This is a genomic window from Daeguia caeni, assembly GCF_042653845.1.
Lineage (GTDB): Bacteria > Pseudomonadota > Alphaproteobacteria > Rhizobiales > Rhizobiaceae > Brucella > Brucella caeni.
In genome coordinates, this window is the sequence record NZ_JBHSEL010000123.1 from 13,842 (window position 1) to 34,168 (window position 20,327).

Here is a 20,327-nt window from a genome sequence, read left to right on the forward strand (position 1 = left end):
TGACGCTTCTTTAAAACCTCTCTAAACTAAATTTCAAGCGCGTCAGCCAAATTTGACAGAAAAATCACGATAAATCTGTTCAACTTTTTCACGATCACATCAGCAATTCACGATGAGGGGCTGTATGAAGCATTGATCGTGCCAATTGCACGGGCATGCACGATCGTTCCGGACGCTTGCCTGCGATTCTCTGAAGTGTCGGTAATGCAGCCGTGGTGATCACGCCATGTCCTGATGCGTTGTCCTCTTGTGACGCTCGACGATGATTTTCAGTGCTTGCAGGAAAGCCTCAACAGCAGCCATGTCCGTATCCGGCGACAGAGACACGCGCAGCCCCCCCGGCCCATCGGCATGCCCCATGGCAGCCAGAACATGGCTTGGCCCCACCTTGCCTGACGAACAGGCTGACCCTGCCGACAAGGCGATTCCGGCAAGATCAAAGGCGATCTGCACTGTCTCCGCCTTCTGGCCATTGAGTGAAAAGAAAGTGGTATTGGGAAGCCGGATGACATTCAGCCCGTGAACGGTCGCATCGGGGGCTATTGCCATCAGGCCCTTTTCCAAAACGTCGCGCATGTCATTCGACCAGCCTGTCGTCTCCAGACGTGCTTTTGCAACTTCGGCCGCCGCACCAAAACCGGCAATCAGCGGCAAGGCTTCCGTACCTGCGCGATGGCCCTTTTCCTGTCCACCACCACGCACAAGCGGGCGTGGCATCATCAGATCGGTGATGGAAATGACCGCGCCAATGCCCTTGGGGCCACCGATCTTGTGCGCGGAGATGATGAAATAATCACCGCAATTATCTGTAATATCGAGCGGAATTCGCCCTGCTGCCTGAACGGCGTCAACGACATAGATGCCACCTGCAGCCTTGACAATTCCGGCTATCTCCCGGATCGGCTGGAGAATGCCCGTTTCATTATTGGCTGCCTGAACGGCAACAAGCGGCAGGCCGTTTTCCCGGTCATGTGCGTCAAGGGCGGCACGCAAGGCGTCCAGACGCAGAATGCCATTCGCATCAACCGGCAGAATCGTGATCTGTTCCGAGGAAAACTGACCACCGGCCAGCATGCAGGGATGTTCCGTCGCGCTGACATAAAGATGCGACGCGCGCACGGGCGCGCGCCCCATCATGTAATGCGGGGTAAGCAGTGTGGAAGCAGCCTCGGTTGCGCCGGAAGTAAAGAAGACATGCTCAGGCCTGGCATTGACGAGGGCTGCCACATTGCGCCGTGCTGCCTCCACAATGGCGCGGGCAGCGCGCCCTTCGCGATGCACGGATGAGGGATTGCCTATCATGTCGAGTGCGCTGATGATGGCACTGCGCGACTCGTCAAGCAAAGGCGCACTGGCATTATAGTCCAGATATAGCCTCTTGCCGCTAGCGCTCACCTTACCTATCTCCTATACGATGAAGCGGACGCGCAATTTTCTTGTATTTTCAGTCAAGAAAAGCCTATTAAACCGCTACAGGAGCTGAAACACATGTTTTCGCCAGACCGGCTTTTGAAATGCAGGCTGCATATTCAAATGTCGATCAGAAAGCATGTGTCCAGCCATATGAATTCCTGACCGGTTCTAGAAGCGACGTCACACCACGTCAAGTTCGCAACCGGTCTTCCCGTCACCAGCGGAGTAACCATGCCAGAAGTCATTTTTAACGGACCTGCCGGACGCCTCGAAGGCCGCTATCAGCCTTCGCGTGAAAAGAATGCCCCGATTGCGCTTATCCTGCATCCTCATCCGCAATTTGGCGGCACGATGAACAACAAGATCGTCTATGATCTGTTCTACATGTTCCAGCAGCGCGGTTTTACCACGCTGCGCTTCAACTTCCGCGGTATTGGCCGCAGTCAGGGTGAATTCGACCATGGCACGGGCGAATTGTCGGATGCAGCCAGTGCACTTGACTGGGTACAGGCACTGCACCCTGATTCCAAGACCTGCTGGGTGGCCGGTTATTCCTTCGGCGCCTGGATCGGCATGCAGCTTCTGATGCGCCGTCCGGAGATCGAAGGCTTTATCTCGGTTGCGCCGCAGCCGAATACCTATGACTTCTCCTTCCTCGCACCCTGCCCGTCTTCGGGGTTGATCATTCACGGCGATCAGGACAAGGTTGCCCCGGCCAAGGACGTGCAGGCGCTTGTCGACAAGCTCAAGACACAAAAAGGCATCACTATCACCCAGAAGACGATTGAGGGCGCCAATCACTTCTTCGCCGGCAAGGGCGATGAGCTGATTGCGGAATGTGCCGAATATCTGGAACGCCGCCTTGCAGGTGAACTGGTTGAAGTACGCCAGAAGCGCCTGCGCTAAACAAGCCATTCAGTAAATCCGGCCATCTGGCCGGATTTTCATTTATGCGGGCGGACGAGAATGCCACCGCTCACCGGTTCAATGCATCCCGTCGTGCCAGGATAGGTCAAGGGCAGGCCGCGCAGAGAGCGTACCGCCAGATAGGCCCAGGCTTCAGCTTCCATCGCATCGCCATCAAGACCGGCACTCTCCGCAGTCATCACACGTGCACCAACCCTTTCAGCCAACGCAGTCAGCTCCGCCATGATGGCAGCATTCCTGCAGCCGCCGCCGCTGACAACATAGGTTCGCGGCTGTTCCGGCAAATGGGTGGCGGATTTGAGAATCGCTGCCGCGGTCACAAAGGCAAGCGTGCGCGCACCATCGGCAAGGCTCATCTCGCCACGTTCCGGCACGACAAAATCGCCGCGGTCGAGTGATATGCGCGCATTGCCGCTGAAGAAGGGATGACCAAGATAGCGTGCGGCCACCGTTTCATCGACAAGGCCGCTCATGGCAATGTTTCCGCCGGCATCGTAACTGCCGGCATTGTTCAGCTCCATCCACTGATCGATCAGCATATTGCCAGGGCCGCAATCAAAGGCAACAAGCTCGCCTGAACTGCCGACAAAAGTGAGATTGGATATGCCACCAATATTGACAAAAACAACAGGAATCCCAAGACCCTGCGGCAGATTGCGGGCAAGGGCTGCGTGATAGGCAGGCACGAGTGGTGCGCCCTGCCCGCCATGACGCATATCCTGCGCACGCATGTCAAAGACAACATTGATGCCGGTTTCCTGCGCCAGAAGCGCACCATCTCCGATCTGCACGGTCAGTGCCTGCAAAGGCCTGTGCAGGACTGTCTGGCCATGAAAGCCGATCACATCAATATCATCCGGCCGCAAACCATGCACATGCAGAAAATCATGCACGGCAACGGCATGAAGCAGCGTCAGATCTCGTTCGAGACGGGCAAGCAGGCCGGGACGCTGAGTGCGCACGGAAATTTCCCGTGCATCCTGCAGCCCCTGTTTCAGCCGGTTGCGGAAGGCAGAATCATAAGACACGGATGCGGAAGGCCCACGCTCGACCCGGTTTTCGCCATCAGTAGTCAAAAGCGCAATGTCGATACCATCCATAGAGGTGCCGCTCATCAATCCGATAGCGCGCTTTAATTCAACCATGCTGACGATCCTTGTTATTCTGGCATATTTGATGATAAAGGCCTGTATATCACAATGCGGCAAGCGCTTGCTTGCCTTCCAGTTACAATCTCGCCTCTTAGTCAGGAAATGGGCATGTCCGGTTTCAAATCCGATTTTCTTCGCACGCTTTCCGAACGCGGCTTTATTCATCAGATATCCGATGAGAGCGGCCTTGACGAATTGATGTCCAAGGAAACGGTTGCGGCCTATATTGGCTTTGACCCGACGGCCTCAAGCCTGCATGCAGGCGGGCTGATCCAGATCATGATGCTCTATTGGCTGCAGCAGACCGGCCACAAGCCGATTGCGCTGATGGGCGGCGGTACGGGCATGATCGGCGACCCCTCCTTCAAGGACGAAGCACGCAAGCTGCTGACCGAAGAGACGATTGCCGAAAACATTGCCGGCATTCAGCGCGTTTTTGCCAATTACCTTACCTTCGGTGAAGGTCCCACCGATGCGATCATGGTCAACAATGCCGACTGGCTGCGCAACATCAACTATCTCGAATTCCTGCGTGATGTTGGCCGGCACTTCTCGGTCAACCGCATGCTGTCCTTTGATTCGGTCAAGCTGCGGCTTGAGCGCGAGCAGTCGCTCTCCTTCCTCGAATTCAACTACATGATTCTGCAGGCCTATGACTTCGTCGAACTCAACCGGCGCTATGGCCTGCGTCTGCAGATGGGCGGCTCAGACCAGTGGGGCAATATCGTCAATGGCATTGATCTTGGCCATCGCATGGGTACGCCACAGCTTTATGCCCTCACCTCGCCGCTGCTGACCACGGCTTCCGGTCAGAAAATGGGCAAGTCGCTGGGCGGCGCAGTCTGGCTCAATGCCGACATGCTGAGCCCCTATGATTTCTGGCAGTACTGGCGCAATACCGAGGATGCCGATGTCGAGCGCTTCCTCAAGCTCTATACCACACTGCCGCTGGACGAGATCGCCAAGCTTGCAGCCCTTGGCGGATCGGAAATCAACGAAGCAAAGAAGATCCTCGCCACCGAGGTAACGGCAATGCTGCATGGCCGTGCTGCGGCTGAAGAAGCAGCCGAAACCGCACGCAAGACCTTTGAGGAAGGCGAGCTTTCGGAAAACCTGCCGACCGTCGGCGTGCATAAGGCAACGCTGAATGATGGCATTGGCGTTCTGTCGCTGATGGTACTGGCGGAACTGTGCAACACCAATGGTGAGGCACGCCGCCATGTGGAAGGTGGCGCCGTCCGCATCAATGATGAGCCGGTCGGCGATCCGCGCATGGTGGTGAATGCGTCAGCGCTCAATGAACAGGGCGTCATCAAGCTGTCGCTCGGCAAGAAGCGCCATGTGCTGATCCGCCCAGCCTGAGATCATATGCAATGCTTTTAAAAGCCGGGTCGCAAGATCCGGCTTTTTTTATTAAATCTCATTATCAGGACTATAATATATATTATTGATTTTTAATAATTTTTTAGAACTCAAAGATCGAACGAAAAATACCTGGTGCAATGATGGAAATCGGATTGACCGTAACATGCGGATGCTTGGCATTGCCCGTCAGCTTATAGGTAATGCCGATAAGGCCGCCGTCACGGCCATTGCCAAGCAGGGCGCCAACGATCGGAATGTCGCCAAAGATTCGGTTCAGCCCATAGGCTGGCATGAAGGTGCCCGTAATCGACATATTGCCTTTCTGGTCGTAGAGCGTGCCCTGAAAGGTCGTGCCAATGGTCGGGCTGCGCACCACCCCTTTGGAAAGATTAAGATAGCCCTTGCCTTTTTCGATCAGGGAAAAACCGCGTTCAACATCAACACGGGAGACATCAATATTGCGCTTGACTGCCTGATTGAGGCTCTTGCCACCGGCAGGTGCGCTGGAAACCAGACTTGCCAGACGCGGCTCATTGATGATGGAGAAATTGCGCGCATCAATCTGGCCGGTGAGTGGCCGATCGCCTTGCGCTGCCAGCCCCACCGTGATCTTGCCTCCGTGCATCTTGTCGTAGAAATCAAAGAAACGCAGCACCGACCCCGCATCATCGGATTGCAGCGAAATCGATCGCGCATTGCCCTGCTCATTGTTCGTCACCACGAAGGCTTTTCCTGACATTGTCTGGGCATTGACGGAAAAACCAGAAATCTTGTTGCCGGAGCTTTCATAAGAAAGATTTACGTTGCGCAACGCTTCGCCATTAAAACCGTCGACCTCATCAATATGGGCGCTGACGACAATACGGGGAGCATCAGATTTCCTGCCATTTGATTTTTCGCCAAGTTCGGTCGCCTGCCGGATCAAGGCTCGCGCATCAAACCGGCTGCCCAGCACATTGACGCGGTAGCCATTGCCGTTCCGGCCTACCGTCACGCGCAGATTGTCATTACGGTTCAGTCTTACGTCGGTAAAGTCAGCCTTTTGCAGATCACCATTTGCGATCACGATATTGCCGCGTGCGCCAAACGTATCCGCTGTCAGGACAAGATTGCTGATCTCGATCCTGCGCTTGTCGGGCTGGCCATTTTCTCCCACGCTCTGAATGAGATCAAAACTGGCCCTGGCAGGAACCCCCACGCCCTTGCGCCAGCCAAGCCAGACCAGATCAATGCCCGCCTTGGTCAGATCAACGCTGACAGGGCGCTTTCCGCCCTGGGCCATACCGATATCAACCGTAACAAGACCGGAAAAAATCGTATCCGTGCCCGGCAGCATGATGTCTCTCGCCTTGTTGTCAAGCGAAAGCGTGACTTTCTGATCGCGCTTGACCGCGCCTGACAGATTGATCGGTTCCGTGATCGTGACTCTGGCCGGAATGCCATCGAGCTTTGCATCCGCGGCAATGAAGGCGGCGGACTGGTCAACCTTGATCGTGCCTGAGGCATCCGCCACCAGCGAACCGCCAACAGGTTTGCCAATATCAACATCCTTGAAAGCGAAATCGGCGCTCCATTTCAATGTGCCGGGGGGCGGATTGCGCGTGACCGAGAAAGCAACCTTGACATGCCCATTGACCTCACCGCTTATGTCAGACGGGCTGAAGGGAACGGAATTGCGAATATCGATCGGCTTATAGCCGGCAAGTTCCATGATCGCCGCCGCATCGCCCGACAGACCCAGATCCAGGCTGGCGATAACCGGGCGCTGCGCCCCCCATGGAATGATCAGGGTGCCAGCCCCGACATTCACCTGACGGTTGTTTGCGGTATAGGCAATGCCCTTGTCCAGCCTGATGGTGGTATACGCACCGCGAACCGAGACTTCCCCATCCGCATCGCGCACGGCGGGCAGATCGCCAATCACGTCAAAACGCGTATCGGCAATCCTGAAATCCGCCTTGATTTCCTCACCCGTCAATGGGGCTGGCAGGCCCGGGCCATTGAAACGTCCGCCGGGCAGCGAAATATCGATCCGGCTGTCATAGAGATAGCCACCAAACAGATTCTTCAGCACCCAACTGCGCGCGCCATCGGCCACATCAACCGGCCAGAGATGCTTGGCATCGGCGACCGGCATTTTAGGGATGCGCAGCATGAAGATCATTTCGGGCGAGCCTGCGCCAAAGCCCATGCTGCCCTGACCATATAGCTCACCGTCCTTGGTCTTTATATCGAGATTGCCAAATTCAATGCGCTGTTGCTCGACCAGAAAACGCCCGCCAATCCGAGCGGCGAACTGGAGGGGCACATCGTTGGATTCCGCCGGCTTGCTCACGGCATCATTGGTCAGGACTTCAAAACGATAAGCGGGCTGGTCGGTTGTATTATCGCTCAAGGGCTGCGGGCCAAAGGCGCCATTGAAGGAGGTCTTCAGGCCACCAAGCTGGAAGCTGGACTCCAGAATCTCGATCTTGTCGCTGCCCTGGACAAAACGCAGATTGACAGCCGCCGAACCATGCATCTGCCCGATACGGCCCATATCAAGATCAATGTCGTCAAGCGCAAACGAGGCATCAATCTGTTCTGACGCAGAATCGCTTGCGATAGAGCCGGAAAGGGAAAGCTGTGCTTTCGACAGCAATGAAAAATGCGCTGGATTGGCGCCCTGCCCCTCAATGACAGGTGCAACTGCCGGGGATGAGCCGATAGCAACGGGAATATTGCTGAGCTCAAGACTGAAGGCGTGCAGTGCCTTGTCCTTGGCCTTGCGGTCAGCCTGCCCAGTGACTTCAATTGTCTTGCCCTGCCATTCCACGGCACCGGCAATGGCAAGCTTGCCATTGCTATCCGTCAGATCCAGATTGCGAATGGTAAGGCTGTGATGCGTTTCGCCCGCCATGAATCCCAGTTCGCCATCGGAAATGCGAATGGAGCGAGTTTCCTGTGCGTCAAGCAATTCCAGACTGCGTCGCATCAGGTTAAAAATTTCTGCCGCGACAGCATCCATATTGACATGGCCCGATGGCGTATAGGGCAAGGATTTCCAGAAACCCGCCCCTTCCACGACCGGCAATTCAAAGGAAAAGCCGGAAACTTCGAGGGCAGCAATCCGCACCCGCCCGGTCAGCAGCCCAAGCGGGGAAAGCCCCAGCCGGACAGAGCGAACATGCTCAAGATGAACACCCTGTTTGGGATCATCAATGGAGACATCGGTTGCCTCTATGGCAACATAGCTGGAGGCATCGAGCGACAGTTCCGTATTGCCAATCGAGGCTGAAGCCCCTGCACCCAGAATATGGGTGAGGCTGTTTTGCGCTTCCCGGCGCAACAGATCGCTGTCCACGCCGCCGCGCAGCACGACAAAACCCAGCCCGCCCAGCAGAGCGAGCAGAATAAACAGGGAAAAGATGGCATGGGCCAATCGCGAAACAAGACCACGTTTCCTGCGCTTTGCAGGCGAAACAAACGCCCCCGCATCGTCAGAAGCGAGACGTTCAATCCTCTTCAATTCCTGCTTCGTAAAGCGAATGTTGCGCAGTTTTGCTTTCAATAATTCAGCCAGATCCCAAATCACGCAGCTTGAGCAATCCAGGTTTTCATAGAAACTCTGGATGGCTCTCGCATATTATTTTCGCAGTTCCGGATGGGAAACCGGTCCTTTCCTGAAACTGCTCCAGAACCGAATAATGCCGGCAAGGCACTCCCGTTTCGGTTTACTTTTTAAGGTGAGAAAAGAGCATCAGCAATCAGTACCGTGCAAAATCCCACTATTATCGCAATAATGGCAAGCTCTTTGCTCGCCTTCCATGTTCATCCGCACCATAACTTGCAAAATACGACTTCAAACAGATATATCTGAACAATGGATCGGTTACGTCGTCATTGCAGGGCGTAACGGAATGGCGCTCATAACAACAGAAAGAGGCGTGACTATGTCTCATTTAGAGGTCGGCGACAAAGCACCGGATTTCTGCCTGCCGGATGATCAGGGCAACATGATTTCACTGGCGCAACTCGCCGGCAAACCAGTCGTCGTCTATTTCTATCCCAAGGATGATACGTCGGGCTGCACCAAGGAAGCGATTGCCTTTTCCGCACTCAAGCCTGACTTCGACAAGCTTGGCGTGCGTGTCATCGGCATTTCACCCGACAGCCCCGAAAAACATGGCAAGTTTCGCAGCAAACATGGCCTGACAGTTGATCTGGCGGCAGATGTCGAACGCAAGGTGCTGGAGGCCTATGGTGTCTGGGTCGAAAAGAGCCTTTACGGGCGCAAATATATGGGGGTTGAGCGCACGACTGTACTCATTGATGCAAGCGGCCACATTGCCAGAATCTGGAACAAGGTCAAGGTTGCTGGCCATGCCGAAGCCGTGCTTGAGGCTGCCCGCGCGCTCTGATCGGAATGCGCATCCCGGCTTAACCCATCATTAACCACTGACTGCAAAAGTGACCAAAAGTGCGCGTTTGTGCTTGCATGAACGCAGGCTCTCCACAATCGGCCATTAGATTGGCTCCATTGACAGAAATGGCGAAAACCGGGAAGACAGCCATGGCGCGCAGAACAGTTAAGCAGACAGTAGATGCCCATCATGCCCCACATGCTGCCTTGCAGCTTTCTGTGTCCGGGCCATACCCGTTCTGGTTTCTGGCAACCGAACTTCTGCTGGCATGCGTGGTCATTTTTCTGCTCTGCATGAGCAGTCTTGCCGCCTATGCCACAACCAACAATCAGCTGGTGCTGGCAGCCTTGCACCAAAAGCACGAAGTTCCGTCCAGTCAAACGCTTGTTGCCAGAACCCAGCCCTTCCCTGCCATGCCCAAGGAAAGGCCGCATACAGACGAGTCGAATGCCCTCAGCCCGGAGCAGGACGGCATCGAGGCTGCAATTGACCCGATCATCACCGGCCCCGTACCCTACAGCAAGGCCAATAAAGGCAGCAGGAATATCTGAACTGCAATCAGGACAAACAAAAGCCCGCCGGTCTGGCGGGCTTTTGTTAGACAAGTAGCTGAAATATCAGTCAATATCCTGAATGACCTCATTGCCGCCGTGTATGCGGTGGGCAAGGGCTGCTTCCATGAACGGAGTGAGCGCGCCATCCAGCACTTCCTGCGGATTAGTGCTTTCAACGCCGGTGCGCAGATCCTTCACCAGCTGATAAGGCTGCAAGACATAGGAGCGGATCTGGTGACCCCAGCCGATATCCGTCTTGCTGGCATTGGCTGCATCGGTTGCAGCTTCACGCTTCTTCAGCTCTTCTTCATAAAGGCGCGCCCGCAGCATCGCCCAGGCCTTTTCACGGTTCTTATGCTGTGAGCGCTCGGCCTGACACTGCACGACAATGCCTGTCGCAAGGTGCGTGATGCGTACGGCAGAGTCAGTCGTGTTAACGTGCTGGCCGCCAGCACCAGATGCGCGATAGGTGTCGATGCGCACATCGCTTTCAGAAACCTGCACATCGATATTGTCATCAATGACCGGATAGACCCAGGCACTGGCAAAGGATGTGTGACGACGCGCATTGGAATCATAAGGCGAAATGCGCACCAGACGATGAACCCCCGACTCGGTCTTGAGCATGCCGTAGGAATTATGCCCCTTCACGAGAATGGTCGCAGACTTGATACCTGCTTCTTCGCCTTCATGCACTTCCAGCACCTCGACCTTGCGGCCACTGCGTTCTGCCCAGCGTGTATACATGCGCAACAGCATGGATGCCCAGTCCTGGCTCTCGGTTCCGCCGGCACCGGCGTGAATTTCGAGATAGGTATCATTTGCATCCGCTTCGCCAGAAAGCAGCATGTCGATCTGGCGACGGTCGATCTCCGACTTCAGCTCGCGGATGGCATTTTCCGCTTCCTCCACGATCGCCTTGTCACCTTCCTCCTCACCCATGGCAATCAGCTCAATATTGTCATTGAGCGACTGGGTAAGATGGTTGATGCCGTTAATGCTGTCTTCCAGCTGCTGACGCTCGCGCATCAGCTTCTGGGCTTCCTGTGCATCATTCCACAGCTCAGGATCTTCGGCTCTCTGGTTCAGATAGCCGAGGCGTTTGACTGCCTGATCCCAGTCAAAGATGCCTCCTCAGCAGGCTTATGGCCTGCTGGATTTCGTCGACCAACGTCTCGATTTCCGCGCGCATGGGTAAATCGTTCCTTCAAATTGCATTCCGATGATAACGGCTTTCGCCTTCTCGTCCGACGCATGCCCATCATGAATGCGGAAACCCGATTCTTTCAGACATGTCGAACACAAAAGCCGCTTTTGCAGTGAACCACTGCCTAGCAATTCAGCTTCCCATCGACACTCTGAATTGCCCTGACAATCTGCTTTTCCACAGTTGCAGACAGAAACCGGTCCCACCTTTCCTGAAACTGCCCGGACCGGCCGGTTCAGCCGCCGGGAACATAGTGAGCAGGCCTCACCATGTAAAGATCCAGAAAACAAAGTATTGGACCGGCGGCTTAATAAAGGCCGCCAGCGCCTGAATTGATGGCCTTCGTTGCCTGTGGAGATTGCGGCACGATGGGTGATCCTTCCTGGAACGTATCCATGCCGATCACGGAATAGGTATCCGATGGTCCGGTGCCCGGCTTGAAAGCCTCCATGATGAGATTCGGGTCGCCCGGACTGGTGCGCATGCCGGTTTTGCGGTTGATGGCAATGACGGTCATACCTTCCGGAACGCGGAAGTCCACTTTCGGCGTACCAGCAAGCGCCTGTTCCATGAAGGATTTGAATACGGGGGCAGCCAGACCACCGCCAGTATTGCCCCTGCCAAGCGGAGCTGGCGTGTCATAGCCCATGAAGACACCAACGACGAGATCCGGGGTAAAGCCCACGAACCAGGCATCCTTTTCATCGTTACTGGTACCCGTCTTGCCGGCGATCGGACGATCGAGGCTCTTCAGAATCTGTGCGGTACCACGCTGGATCACTCCTTCCATCATCGAGGTGATCTGATAGGCCGTCATCGGGTCGAGCACCTGATCGCGATCATCAATCAGAACAGGTTCATCCTGATTGTTCCACTCGGCGGCATTGCAACCTTCGCACTGGCGCACATCATGCTTGAAAATCGTCTTGCCGTAACGATCCTGAATGCGGTCGATCAGAGAAGGGGTGATGCTCTTGCCGCCATTGGCAATGACCGCATAGGCCGTTACCAGACGCAGAACCGTGGTTTCACCAGCACCCAGCGACATGGAAAGCACCGGCAGCATCTTGTCGTAAATGCCGAAACGCTCAGCATATTCTGCCACCATTTTCATGCCCATATCCTGCGCCAGACGGACGGTCATGACGTTACGCGACTGCTCAATACCGTAGCGCAGCGTCGATGGGCCGGAAAATTTGCCGGAATAGTTCTTGGGTGCCCAGATTCCGAGCGAACCGCCCTGATCGATTTCCAGCGGGCCGTCAAGCACAACGGAAGCCGGCGTATAGCCATTATCCAGCGCTGCAGCATAGACGAACGGCTTGAAGGAGGAACCCGGCTGACGATAGGCCTGCGTGGCACGGTTGAATTGCGATTCACCGAAGGAAAAGCCCCCCACCATGGCCAGAACGCGGCCTGTATGCGGATCCATGGCAACGATGGCGCCTTCCAGTTTCGGCGGCTGCTGCAGACGGTAGCGTCCATCAGAGACCTTGGACACGAAAACAATATCACCAACCTTCAGCACGCCTTCCGGCGATTTGGCGCTGACACGCTTGTTGCCAATATTGACGACGCGCATGGCCCATTTCATGTCGTCGGCGGCAATGAAGGCACGATCGCGTTCCTTGCTGAGCTTGCCGGAGGCCTCGCGTGGCGGCTGCATTCCAATATCAACACCGGCAGCCGATACATTCAGTACAATGGCAAGTTTCCATTCCGGCACGTCGGAATAGGGCTGAAGATCACCAAAGGCCGTACCCCAGTCATCGCCAATCTCGACATTCTTGATCGGGCCACGCCAGCCGCGCGCCTCATCAAAGCGCAGCAAGGCTGCCTGCAATGACTTGCGCGCTGCAGCCTGCAGGCGCGGATCAAGCGTCGTGCGAACGGACAGACCACCCTTGTATAGCGTATCGACGCCGTATTTCTGGATGATCTGGCGGCGTACCTCTTCGGTAAAATATTCCGCCGCAAACACATAATTGGTATCGGTGCGCGGCTTGGCGCCAATAGGCTGTTGCTTGGCTTCTTCGCCCTCTTCCCGCGTCACATAGCCGTTCTCGACCATACGATCGATAACCCAGTTACGGCGCTCGATGGCGCGTTCGGGATAGCGGAACGGATTATAATTGTTTGGCCCCTTCGGCAGGGCGGCAAGATAGGCTGTCTCGGCCAAGGTCAGTTCGCTGACGGCCTTGTCAAAATAGGTCTGTGCGGCATTGGCGATGCCAAAGGCGCCAAGACCGAGATAAATCTCATTGAGATAGAGTTCGAGAATACGATCCTTGGAGAGCGCCTGCTCCATGCGCATGGACAGAATCGCTTCCTTGGCCTTGCGCTCCAGACTGCGTTCGGAGGACAGCAGCATGTTCTTGGCAACCTGCTGCGTGATGGTCGATGCACCGACGGCACGGCGGCCATGGATCAGATTGACGACATTGGTCAGGGATGCACGGGCAAGACCACCAAAATCAAGACCATGATGTTCATAGAAGGTCTTGTCCTCGGCCGAAATGAAGGCAGCCTTGACCCGGTTCGGCACAGCCTGGATTGGCAGATACATACGACGCTCCGTCGCAAACTCTGCCATGAGACTGCCATCATTGGCATGAACGCGGGTCATGACCGGCGGCTCATATTTGGCCAGCCATTCATAATCGGGCAGATCCTTTGAGATACTTGCAATGAAAATTGCCACACCGCCTGCTACCAGGAGAAGCAGCACGGTTCCAATTCCAAAGAAATATCCGATTAGCCTAACCATTGTTCCGGTTTCTCACCTTAAGACTATAGCCGTTTCAAGGCTGCCGACGACATCTCACCCTGATCGCCAAAACTCAAATCCATCTATCTGCCATTTCGTCAACGATCTCCAGGAACAGGATTCGCGAAGCACCGGATATTTACAACAAAGATCAGCGTTCTAGTGACCAGCAATTACGACAAAGGCAAGACGGTTACAATATTTTAGCAATTAAACGTGCTCCAGAAATAAAATGTCAAAAGTTTGAACAGCGCCATTCCAAAACCGCATATCGGGCAAAAATCCTGAACAAGATGGCTGTCATTTAAAAAAGAGCACTGTTTTGAAAAGGCAACTCACTGTTTGGACAGCGTTGTAACGCGTTTGCCTGTTTCAAAATTTTTGACAGCCAACGCGATTCTGTCGGCAAAGAGTTTCCGCCATTCCGGATCAGTCAACAATTTTTCATCTTCCTTATTGGAGAGATAGCCGAGTTCGATCAGGACCGAAGGAACATCCGGCGCGCGCAGAACCTGAAAACCGGCAAAGCGATGCGGATTGTTGATGAGTGCAATCTTGCCGCGCAGATTCGCAACCACGTCTTCAGCAAAGATGAGTGAAAAACTGTGCGTTTCCCGCCGCATCAGATCGAGCAGAATATCGGCCACTTCAGGCTGTTCTTCCGGCACTGCGCCGCCAAGCGTGTCCGATTTGTTTTCGCGCTCGGCCATGGCATGTGCCACTGCGTCAGAGGCCTTGTCCGAAATCGTGTAGACGGTTGCGCCACGAATATCACTCTGGTTGATCTTGTCGGCGTGGATGGAGATGAAAAGGTCCGCCCCGCTTTCGCGCGCAAGACGCACCCGCTCCGACAGACGCAGAAAAATATCATCATCCCGTGTCATCAGGACACGCATGCCCTTCTCCTGCGCCAGGCGGTCACGCAATTCCCGTGCAAAGGCCAGCGTCAGATCCTTTTCCTTCAGGTTGCCTACGCTTTCAGCGCCACTGTCGATGCCGCCATGGCCAGGATCAATCATGACGGTGAAGGGCTTTTCATCCCCGAACAGACGCGAGGCAAGCGGACTCGTTTGCCGGGACAGGCCAAAGCTGCTGCCCGTGCGATTACCTGTCATGGCCGTGCGGAATTCTTCTTCGGTAGAAGCCACAATATCAGCCATCAGCCGGTAGCCTCTGGTTTCATCAAGGCGATAGACATTCAGATTCTCAACCTTGAATGGCCCCTTCATGGTCAGGATGATGCGTGAGCGGCCCTTGCCGGCCAGACCATAGCGCACACTGGTGACCAGGCCACGGGCAGCCAGACTGCTGTCATCAAAGCCGAACCGGGCTTCCGGCATGTCGAGCACCAGACGATAGGGATTGGCAAGCAGCAGCAATGAGATCTGCGGTTCCTGATCGAAATTGACGATCACGCGCGTGCGCTGGGCGTCGCCTGCCATGCGGAATGTCAGCGCAGACAGGCTGGGCGCCATGCTGGCTGCGGCATGCGATGCCGGCAGCCAAAACAGCAGGACAAACAATGCGGCAATCACCCGCAGCGCTGTCTTGCCCAATGACTCACAATGTCTGGTCCCAATATGCATCTATCGTCACAATCGAAACACTTGATGAAATATGCCACAAATGCGCATAGCACATTTATGGCGTTTTGCCCTGCCCCGGCATGAATTACAACTACAGAAGGTTGATTAATGAATACTTCAACCACGCGTTCGTTCTTGCCCATGATGGCGTTTGGCCGCAATTGCGATAGCAGTGTCAACTGATATTCGTGCTTGTCATCCTACCTGTGAGGTCATAAAAGCTAGTTAGGTTACGGACTAACTGACAGAATCTTTGGCAGGTTTGGACAAGAGCCACGAAGATCGGCAGTGAAAACAGCGGCATATCATTTAACCGCTGCGGCAACCGATACAGAATTCGGCGGAGCTATGGCCTATAGCCGCTCCGTTTCAACCGGCCGACTGCGCGCCATCCGCGCTGTCGCCATTGCTCTGAATAGAGCGCAAGTGAGGTCGACCCGGTGTTTCCGGGTCATATACGAGGTCGTTTCGTTCGGAACAGTTATGGGTCAAGCAAGTCTGACCATTTCCAGCTTGAATACCGTGATCGACGCAAGACCGTCGCACGCGGAGGTGAATGCTGTTTACCCGACGAACCTAAAATTACCCGGCAGACGCAACGCGATCAGAACAAGGGCCCTAATGGTCTCGCCTGGCTTACGCGGTTTGCGCTCCGGCAGGAAAAACATCTATGTCCAACAAAATGCTTATCGATGCCTCCCACCCGGAGGAAACGCGCGTCATCGTCACGCGCGGGAACAAGATTGAAGAGTTTGATTTCGAGTCGGAACACAAGAAGCAGCTGAAAGGCAATATCTATCTCGCACGTGTCACCCGCGTCGAACCTTCGCTGCAGGCTGCATTCGTGGAATATGGCGGCAATCGCCACGGCTTCCTTGCCTTCTCGGAAATTCATCCGGACTATTACCAGATTCCGGTCGCTGACCGTCTGGCCCTGCTTGAAGCCGAAGCCAAAGCCGCGCGTGCCGAAGATGACGATGACGAACCACGCGCCAAGGTCGACAAGAATGACCGCTCTCGCCGCAACCGCCGCCGCGGTCGCCGTGATGAACGCAATGGCGAGGCGCGCGCCAATGGCGTGCCGCCGGCAGAACCTGTCGGCCCGATGTTCGACAATTATGTACCGGGCACACCTGCGATTGCCCTGATGCAGCAAGGTGATGTCATTTCCGAATCAATCGACAATGATCTTGATGATTCGGACGACCATGATGTCGAACATGAAGAGGACATTGTTGAATCGGTCGGTTCGGAAGACGCAATGGAAGAATTGCCGACACCGACCCGCACGCATCGCCGCCAGTACAATATTCAGGAAGTGATCAAGCGCCGCCAGATCCTGCTGGTGCAGGTCGTCAAGGAAGAGCGCGGCAACAAGGGTGCTGCCCTGACCACCTATCTTTCCCTTGCCGGCCGTTATTCGGTGCTGATGCCCAATACGGCGCGTGGCGGCGGCATTTCACGCAAGATCACCAATCCGCAGGATCGCAAGCGTCTGAAGGAAATCGTCAAGGAACTCGACGTGCCGCAGGGCATGGGCGTGATCCTGCGCACGGCCGGCGCCAACCGCACCAAGGCCGAGGTCAAGCGCGACTATGAATATCTGATGCGACTGTGGGAAAATGTCCGCACACTGACCCTGCAATCGCAGGCACCTGCCCTTGTCTATGAAGAAGGCAGCCTGATCAAGCGCTCGATCCGCGACCTTTACACCAAGGATATCAGCGAGATTCTTGTGGCCGGCGAGGAAGGCTATCGCGAGGCCAAGGATTTCATGCGCATGCTCATGCCGAGCCATGCCAAGGTCGTCCAGCCCTATCGCGAGCAGATTCCGATCTTTACGCGTTATGGCGTCGAGGCCCAGCTTGACCGCATGTTGCAGCCGCAGGTGACGCTGAAATCCGGCGGCTATCTCATCATCAACCAGACCGAAGCACTGGTTGCCATCGACGTCAATTCCGGCCGCTCAACGCGTGAACACTCGATCGAGGACACGGCGCTGCAGACCAATCTGGAAGCTGCCGAAGAAGTCGCCCGTCAGCTGCGCCTGCGAGACCTTGCCGGTCTGATCGTCGTCGACTTCATCGACATGGAAGAAAAGCGCAACAATCGCGCGGTCGAAAAGCGGCTGAAAGACTGCCTGAAGGACGATCGTGCCCGCATTCAGGTCGGCCGGATTTCGCATTTCGGCCTTCTGGAAATGTCGCGCCAGCGCATTCGTGCCTCTGTTCTGGAAAGCACGATGAAGGTCTGCCCGCATTGTGGCGGTACCGGCCATGTCCGCTCGGACTCCTCGCTTGCGCTGCACATTATTCGCGGCATTGAGGACTATCTGTTGCGCCATCCCGGCTATGACATCAAGGTGCGCACGCCGGCAGCCTCTGCACTTTATGTCCTTAACCACAAGCGTCAGCTTCTGGCCGATCTCGAAGGCCGTTTTGGTGTCGAAATCACCATTGACGCTGATGAGAGTGTTGGCAACCAGCATTTTGTCATCGAAAAGGGCGCACCATCGACACGTCCGGTCACCATACCGCCAGTTCAGCTCAGCAACTATGCCGATGACGACATCGAAGATCCGGATATTCCACTCGATGAAGAGGAAAGCGAAGAGGTTGTGGAAGCTGAAGTCACGGCTGAAGAGGAGCGCGGCAGCGAATCCGAGCGCAAACGCCGTCGCCGCCGTCGCCGCCGCGGTGGCAAGGATCGCGAGGCGCGCGAGCAGCTTGCCCAGGGCGAGACTGCTTCCGACGACGCCAATGGCGAATCCGAAGACAGCGAAACGGCTGCAGCCGCACCTGCCGCGCATGAGGAAGAACGGCGCAAGAAGCGTCGTCGCGGCCGCCGTGGTGGCCGCAAGAATCGTCGTGACGATGATCTGCGTATGGCGCGCATTCCGGATCCGGAGCCGGTTGGCTATACGCCAGTCTTCCCGGTAAAGGTCGAAGAAGCGCCTGCAACCGAAGATTTGCCGGAAGTCGTGGTCGAGACGGTCGCGGAAGAAGTGACCGTGGAAACAACTGTCACGACTGAATCGGTTGCAGAAACAACAGCCGAAATGGTCACGGAAGCAGAAGCCGTTGAAGCAGAAGCCGTTGTGGAAAAGCCTGCCCGCAAGACGCGCGCCCGCAAGAGCGCAAAGAGCGCTGAAACGGCCGGCGAAGCCACCAGCGAGGAAGCAGCCGCAAAGCCTGCCCGCAAGACGCGCTCGCGCAAGAAGGTGGTCGAAGAAGCCGATGTGGCAGCAGCTGAAGCGGTTGAAACCAGCGAAAAGCCGAAGCGCCGCACTCGCAAGGCTGCCCCGAAGGCTGCTGCAGAAGCAGTGACGGCCGTTGAAGAAGAGACGGTCAAGAACGCGGCGACACCGCAAGAGACGGCAGCCGAGGAAACAAAACCGGCCGAGCCGAGTGTCACCTCCAGCAACTCCGAGGAACAAAAACCAAAACGCGTTGGCTGGTGGCAGCGCAAGGGCTTTTTCTGATAGGCAATTCAACAAAACCGGCGGAAACGCCGGTTTTTTGATGTAAATACCAAAGTCTTTTGAAGTTCGTCTCTGCCATGTCGGCCAAGATTTGGCCGGCATGGCATGCTTTCAGCCTCGCATGCCAGGGCTTTGCCGGAAAGCGCCCGCTGTCTCAGGCTGATTGCAGCGGCAGCCAGGCTTCGAGTCGGCGTACGGCCTCTTCCATGTCCTCGATCTTGCCGGCGTAGGAAAAGCGCATTGTCCTGTGGCCATTCAGCGGATCGAAATCCCGCCCCGGTGTTGCGGCAATATTAACCTCGGCAATCATGCGGCGGGCAAATTCCATACTGTCATTAGTAAAGCGCGAGACATCGCAATAGGCATAGAAGGCACCATCCATGGGCGCAGCAAGCGTCAGCCCCATGCGCGGCAGATGCTCCATCAGGATTGACCGGTTGTGCCGATAGCGATCCTTGACCCGTTCAAGTTCTTCTGTGGCGTGAAAGGCCTCGATGGCGGCGCGCTGCGACAGTTCCGGCGCTGAAATGTAAAGGCTCTGAGTCAGCCGCTCGATGGCGCGCACATCCTGCTCGGCCAGTACCATCCAGCCAATGCGCCAGCCGGTCATGCAGTAATATTTGGAGAAAGAATTGATCACCGTCACGGTGTCGGACAATTCCAGTGCAGTAACATCATCGGTCTCATAAGACAGGCGATGATAAATTTCGTCGGAAATCACCCGGATTCCAAGCGACTGCGCCGTTTCGATGATGGCCTGCAATTCCTTCCTGTCGATCACAGCGCCGGTCGGATTGGCCGGACTTGCAAACAGGACGCCCTTCAACGGCTTTTCCCGGTGCGCATTGGCAATGGCCTCGGCGGTCATGTTGTTTGCACCCTCACCACCCGTTGCAATCTCAACGACCTCAAGGCCAAACGCGGTCAGAATATTGCGATAGGCCGGATAGCCCGGACGGGTGATGGCAACCCGGTCGCCCGGATCGAAAAAGGCAAGAAAGGCAAGATTGAAGGCTGCCGATGATCCGGTCGTAACGGCAATGCGCTCTGGTGATACGTTCACACTGTAATGATCGCTATAATAGCTTGCGATTGCCTCGCGCAGTTCAATCAGGCCAAGCGCATCGGTATAGCCAATGCGTCCATCCTTCAGGGCGCGTTCTGCGGCTGCAAGCACGGCCTGCGGCGCAGGATCAGCCGGTTGACCAACCGCCATGGAAATGATCGGATGGCCGGCCGCACGGCGACGATTGGCTTCGGCCAATACATCCATGGCGTGAAAAGGTTCAACCGCACCACGATCAGAAAGTGTAAACAATATAGCCTCCAGTAATATGGGAAAGCAGCAAATCCAGCCACGCCCTATATTCGCCGAATTGGTAAAGCAATAGGCTTGGCGGCAGAATGCGAACCAAGTTGGTCAGTTTTGCGGAGCTGTTGCTTTTTATTGTTTCACAAGCAGGATATACAGCT

The 20,327-nt window shown here is 55.6% G+C and carries 12 protein-coding genes; 5 read left to right on the forward strand and 7 right to left on the reverse strand.

The annotated features are described in order from the left end of the window. Positions 1–219: 219 nt before the first annotated feature. Positions 220–1,395: a cysteine desulfurase family protein gene (locus ACFO1V_RS13385; protein WP_374832413.1), complete on the reverse strand. Its 1,176-nt coding sequence runs from the start codon at positions 1,393–1,395 to the stop codon at positions 220–222. A gap of 249 nt (positions 1,396–1,644) precedes the next feature. Between ACFO1V_RS13385 and ACFO1V_RS13390 the strand changes: the two genes are divergently transcribed. After that, the gene (locus ACFO1V_RS13390) at positions 1,645–2,319 is read left to right on the forward strand and encodes an alpha/beta hydrolase (protein WP_374832415.1); all 675 of its coding nucleotides are present in this window, start codon (positions 1,645–1,647) and stop codon (positions 2,317–2,319) included. Between the two features lie 38 nt (positions 2,320–2,357). On the opposite strand, the gene ACFO1V_RS13395 is transcribed toward ACFO1V_RS13390, so the two are convergent. Beyond that, the gene (locus ACFO1V_RS13395) at positions 2,358–3,485 is read right to left on the reverse strand and encodes an anhydro-N-acetylmuramic acid kinase (RefSeq protein WP_374832417.1); all 1,128 of its coding nucleotides are present in this window, start codon (positions 3,483–3,485) and stop codon (positions 2,358–2,360) included. A gap of 114 nt (positions 3,486–3,599) precedes the next feature. Between ACFO1V_RS13395 and tyrS the strand changes: the two genes are divergently transcribed. Next, positions 3,600–4,853 carry a tyrosine--tRNA ligase gene (tyrS, locus tag ACFO1V_RS13400; protein WP_374832419.1) on the forward strand — a complete coding sequence of 418 codons (1,254 nt, stop codon included), beginning with the start codon at positions 3,600–3,602 and terminating at the stop codon, positions 4,851–4,853. Positions 4,854–4,956: 103 nt separating this feature from the next. Here tyrS and ACFO1V_RS13405 read toward each other — a convergent pair whose 3' ends face one another. Further along, the gene (locus ACFO1V_RS13405; protein WP_374832421.1) at positions 4,957–8,364 is read right to left on the reverse strand and encodes an RNA-binding protein; all 3,408 of its coding nucleotides are present in this window, start codon (positions 8,362–8,364) and stop codon (positions 4,957–4,959) included. Between the two features lie 424 nt (positions 8,365–8,788). On the opposite strand from ACFO1V_RS13405, the gene bcp reads away from it, so the two are divergent. Both bcp and ACFO1V_RS13415 read left to right on the forward strand, forming a co-directional pair. Continuing rightward, positions 8,789–9,256, forward strand: a complete 468-nt coding sequence (bcp, locus tag ACFO1V_RS13410) for a thioredoxin-dependent thiol peroxidase (protein ID WP_374832423.1) — start codon at positions 8,789–8,791, stop codon at positions 9,254–9,256. Between the two features lie 152 nt (positions 9,257–9,408). Next, positions 9,409–9,810 (forward strand): hypothetical protein, encoded by a 402-nt coding sequence (locus tag ACFO1V_RS13415; RefSeq protein WP_374832425.1) that lies wholly within the window; start codon positions 9,409–9,411, stop codon positions 9,808–9,810. Between the two features lie 66 nt (positions 9,811–9,876). Here ACFO1V_RS13415 and prfB read toward each other — a convergent pair. The 3 genes from prfB to ACFO1V_RS13430 all read right to left on the reverse strand — a co-directional run bounded on the left by prfB (position 9,877) and on the right by ACFO1V_RS13430 (position 15,373). Further along, positions 9,877–11,005 (reverse strand): peptide chain release factor 2 gene (gene prfB / locus ACFO1V_RS13420; RefSeq protein ID WP_374832427.1). Its coding sequence is split into 2 segments (ribosomal slippage): positions 9,877–10,935 and positions 10,937–11,005, totalling 1,128 coding nucleotides; the frame shifts between segments, so codons are not numbered across the junction. A gap of 322 nt (positions 11,006–11,327) precedes the next feature. Next, a complete protein-coding gene (locus ACFO1V_RS13425) occupies positions 11,328–13,787 on the reverse strand; it encodes a penicillin-binding protein 1A (protein ID WP_374832429.1) in 2,460 nt (819 codons plus the stop codon). Between the two features lie 335 nt (positions 13,788–14,122). Continuing rightward, positions 14,123–15,373, reverse strand: a complete 1,251-nt coding sequence (locus ACFO1V_RS13430; RefSeq protein ID WP_374832431.1) for an N-acetylmuramoyl-L-alanine amidase — start codon at positions 15,371–15,373, stop codon at positions 14,123–14,125. Positions 15,374–16,043: 670 nt separating this feature from the next. On the opposite strand from ACFO1V_RS13430, the gene ACFO1V_RS15500 reads away from it, so the two are divergent. Further along, positions 16,044–18,854 (forward strand): Rne/Rng family ribonuclease, encoded by a 2,811-nt coding sequence (locus ACFO1V_RS15500; RefSeq protein WP_445438788.1) that lies wholly within the window; start codon positions 16,044–16,046, stop codon positions 18,852–18,854. Positions 18,855–19,008: 154 nt separating this feature from the next. Here ACFO1V_RS15500 and ACFO1V_RS13445 read toward each other — a convergent pair whose 3' ends face one another. After that, entirely contained in the window at positions 19,009–20,172 is a 1,164-nt protein-coding gene (locus ACFO1V_RS13445; RefSeq protein ID WP_374832433.1) for a pyridoxal phosphate-dependent aminotransferase, read from the reverse strand. Positions 20,173–20,327 lie beyond the last annotated feature (155 nt).

Bases quoted from the DNA above. Each gene is read 5' to 3' on its own strand.
- ACFO1V_RS13425 (WP_374832429.1), bottom strand. From the start codon at position 13,787: ATGGTTAGGCTAATCGGATATTTCTTTGGAATTGGAACCGTGCTGCTT.
- tyrS (WP_374832419.1), top strand. From the start codon at position 3,600: ATGTCCGGTTTCAAATCCGATTTTCTTCGCACGCTTTCCGAACGCGGC.
- ACFO1V_RS13395 (WP_374832417.1), bottom strand. From the start codon at position 3,485: ATGGTTGAATTAAAGCGCGCTATCGGATTGATGAGCGGCACCTCTATG.
- ACFO1V_RS15500 (WP_445438788.1), top strand. From the start codon at position 16,044: ATGTCCAACAAAATGCTTATCGATGCCTCCCACCCGGAGGAAACGCGC.
- ACFO1V_RS13430 (WP_374832431.1), bottom strand. From the start codon at position 15,373: ATGCATATTGGGACCAGACATTGTGAGTCATTGGGCAAGACAGCGCTG.
- bcp (WP_374832423.1), top strand. From the start codon at position 8,789: ATGTCTCATTTAGAGGTCGGCGACAAAGCACCGGATTTCTGCCTGCCG.
- ACFO1V_RS13390 (WP_374832415.1), top strand. From the start codon at position 1,645: ATGCCAGAAGTCATTTTTAACGGACCTGCCGGACGCCTCGAAGGCCGC.
- ACFO1V_RS13415 (WP_374832425.1), top strand. From the start codon at position 9,409: ATGGCGCGCAGAACAGTTAAGCAGACAGTAGATGCCCATCATGCCCCA.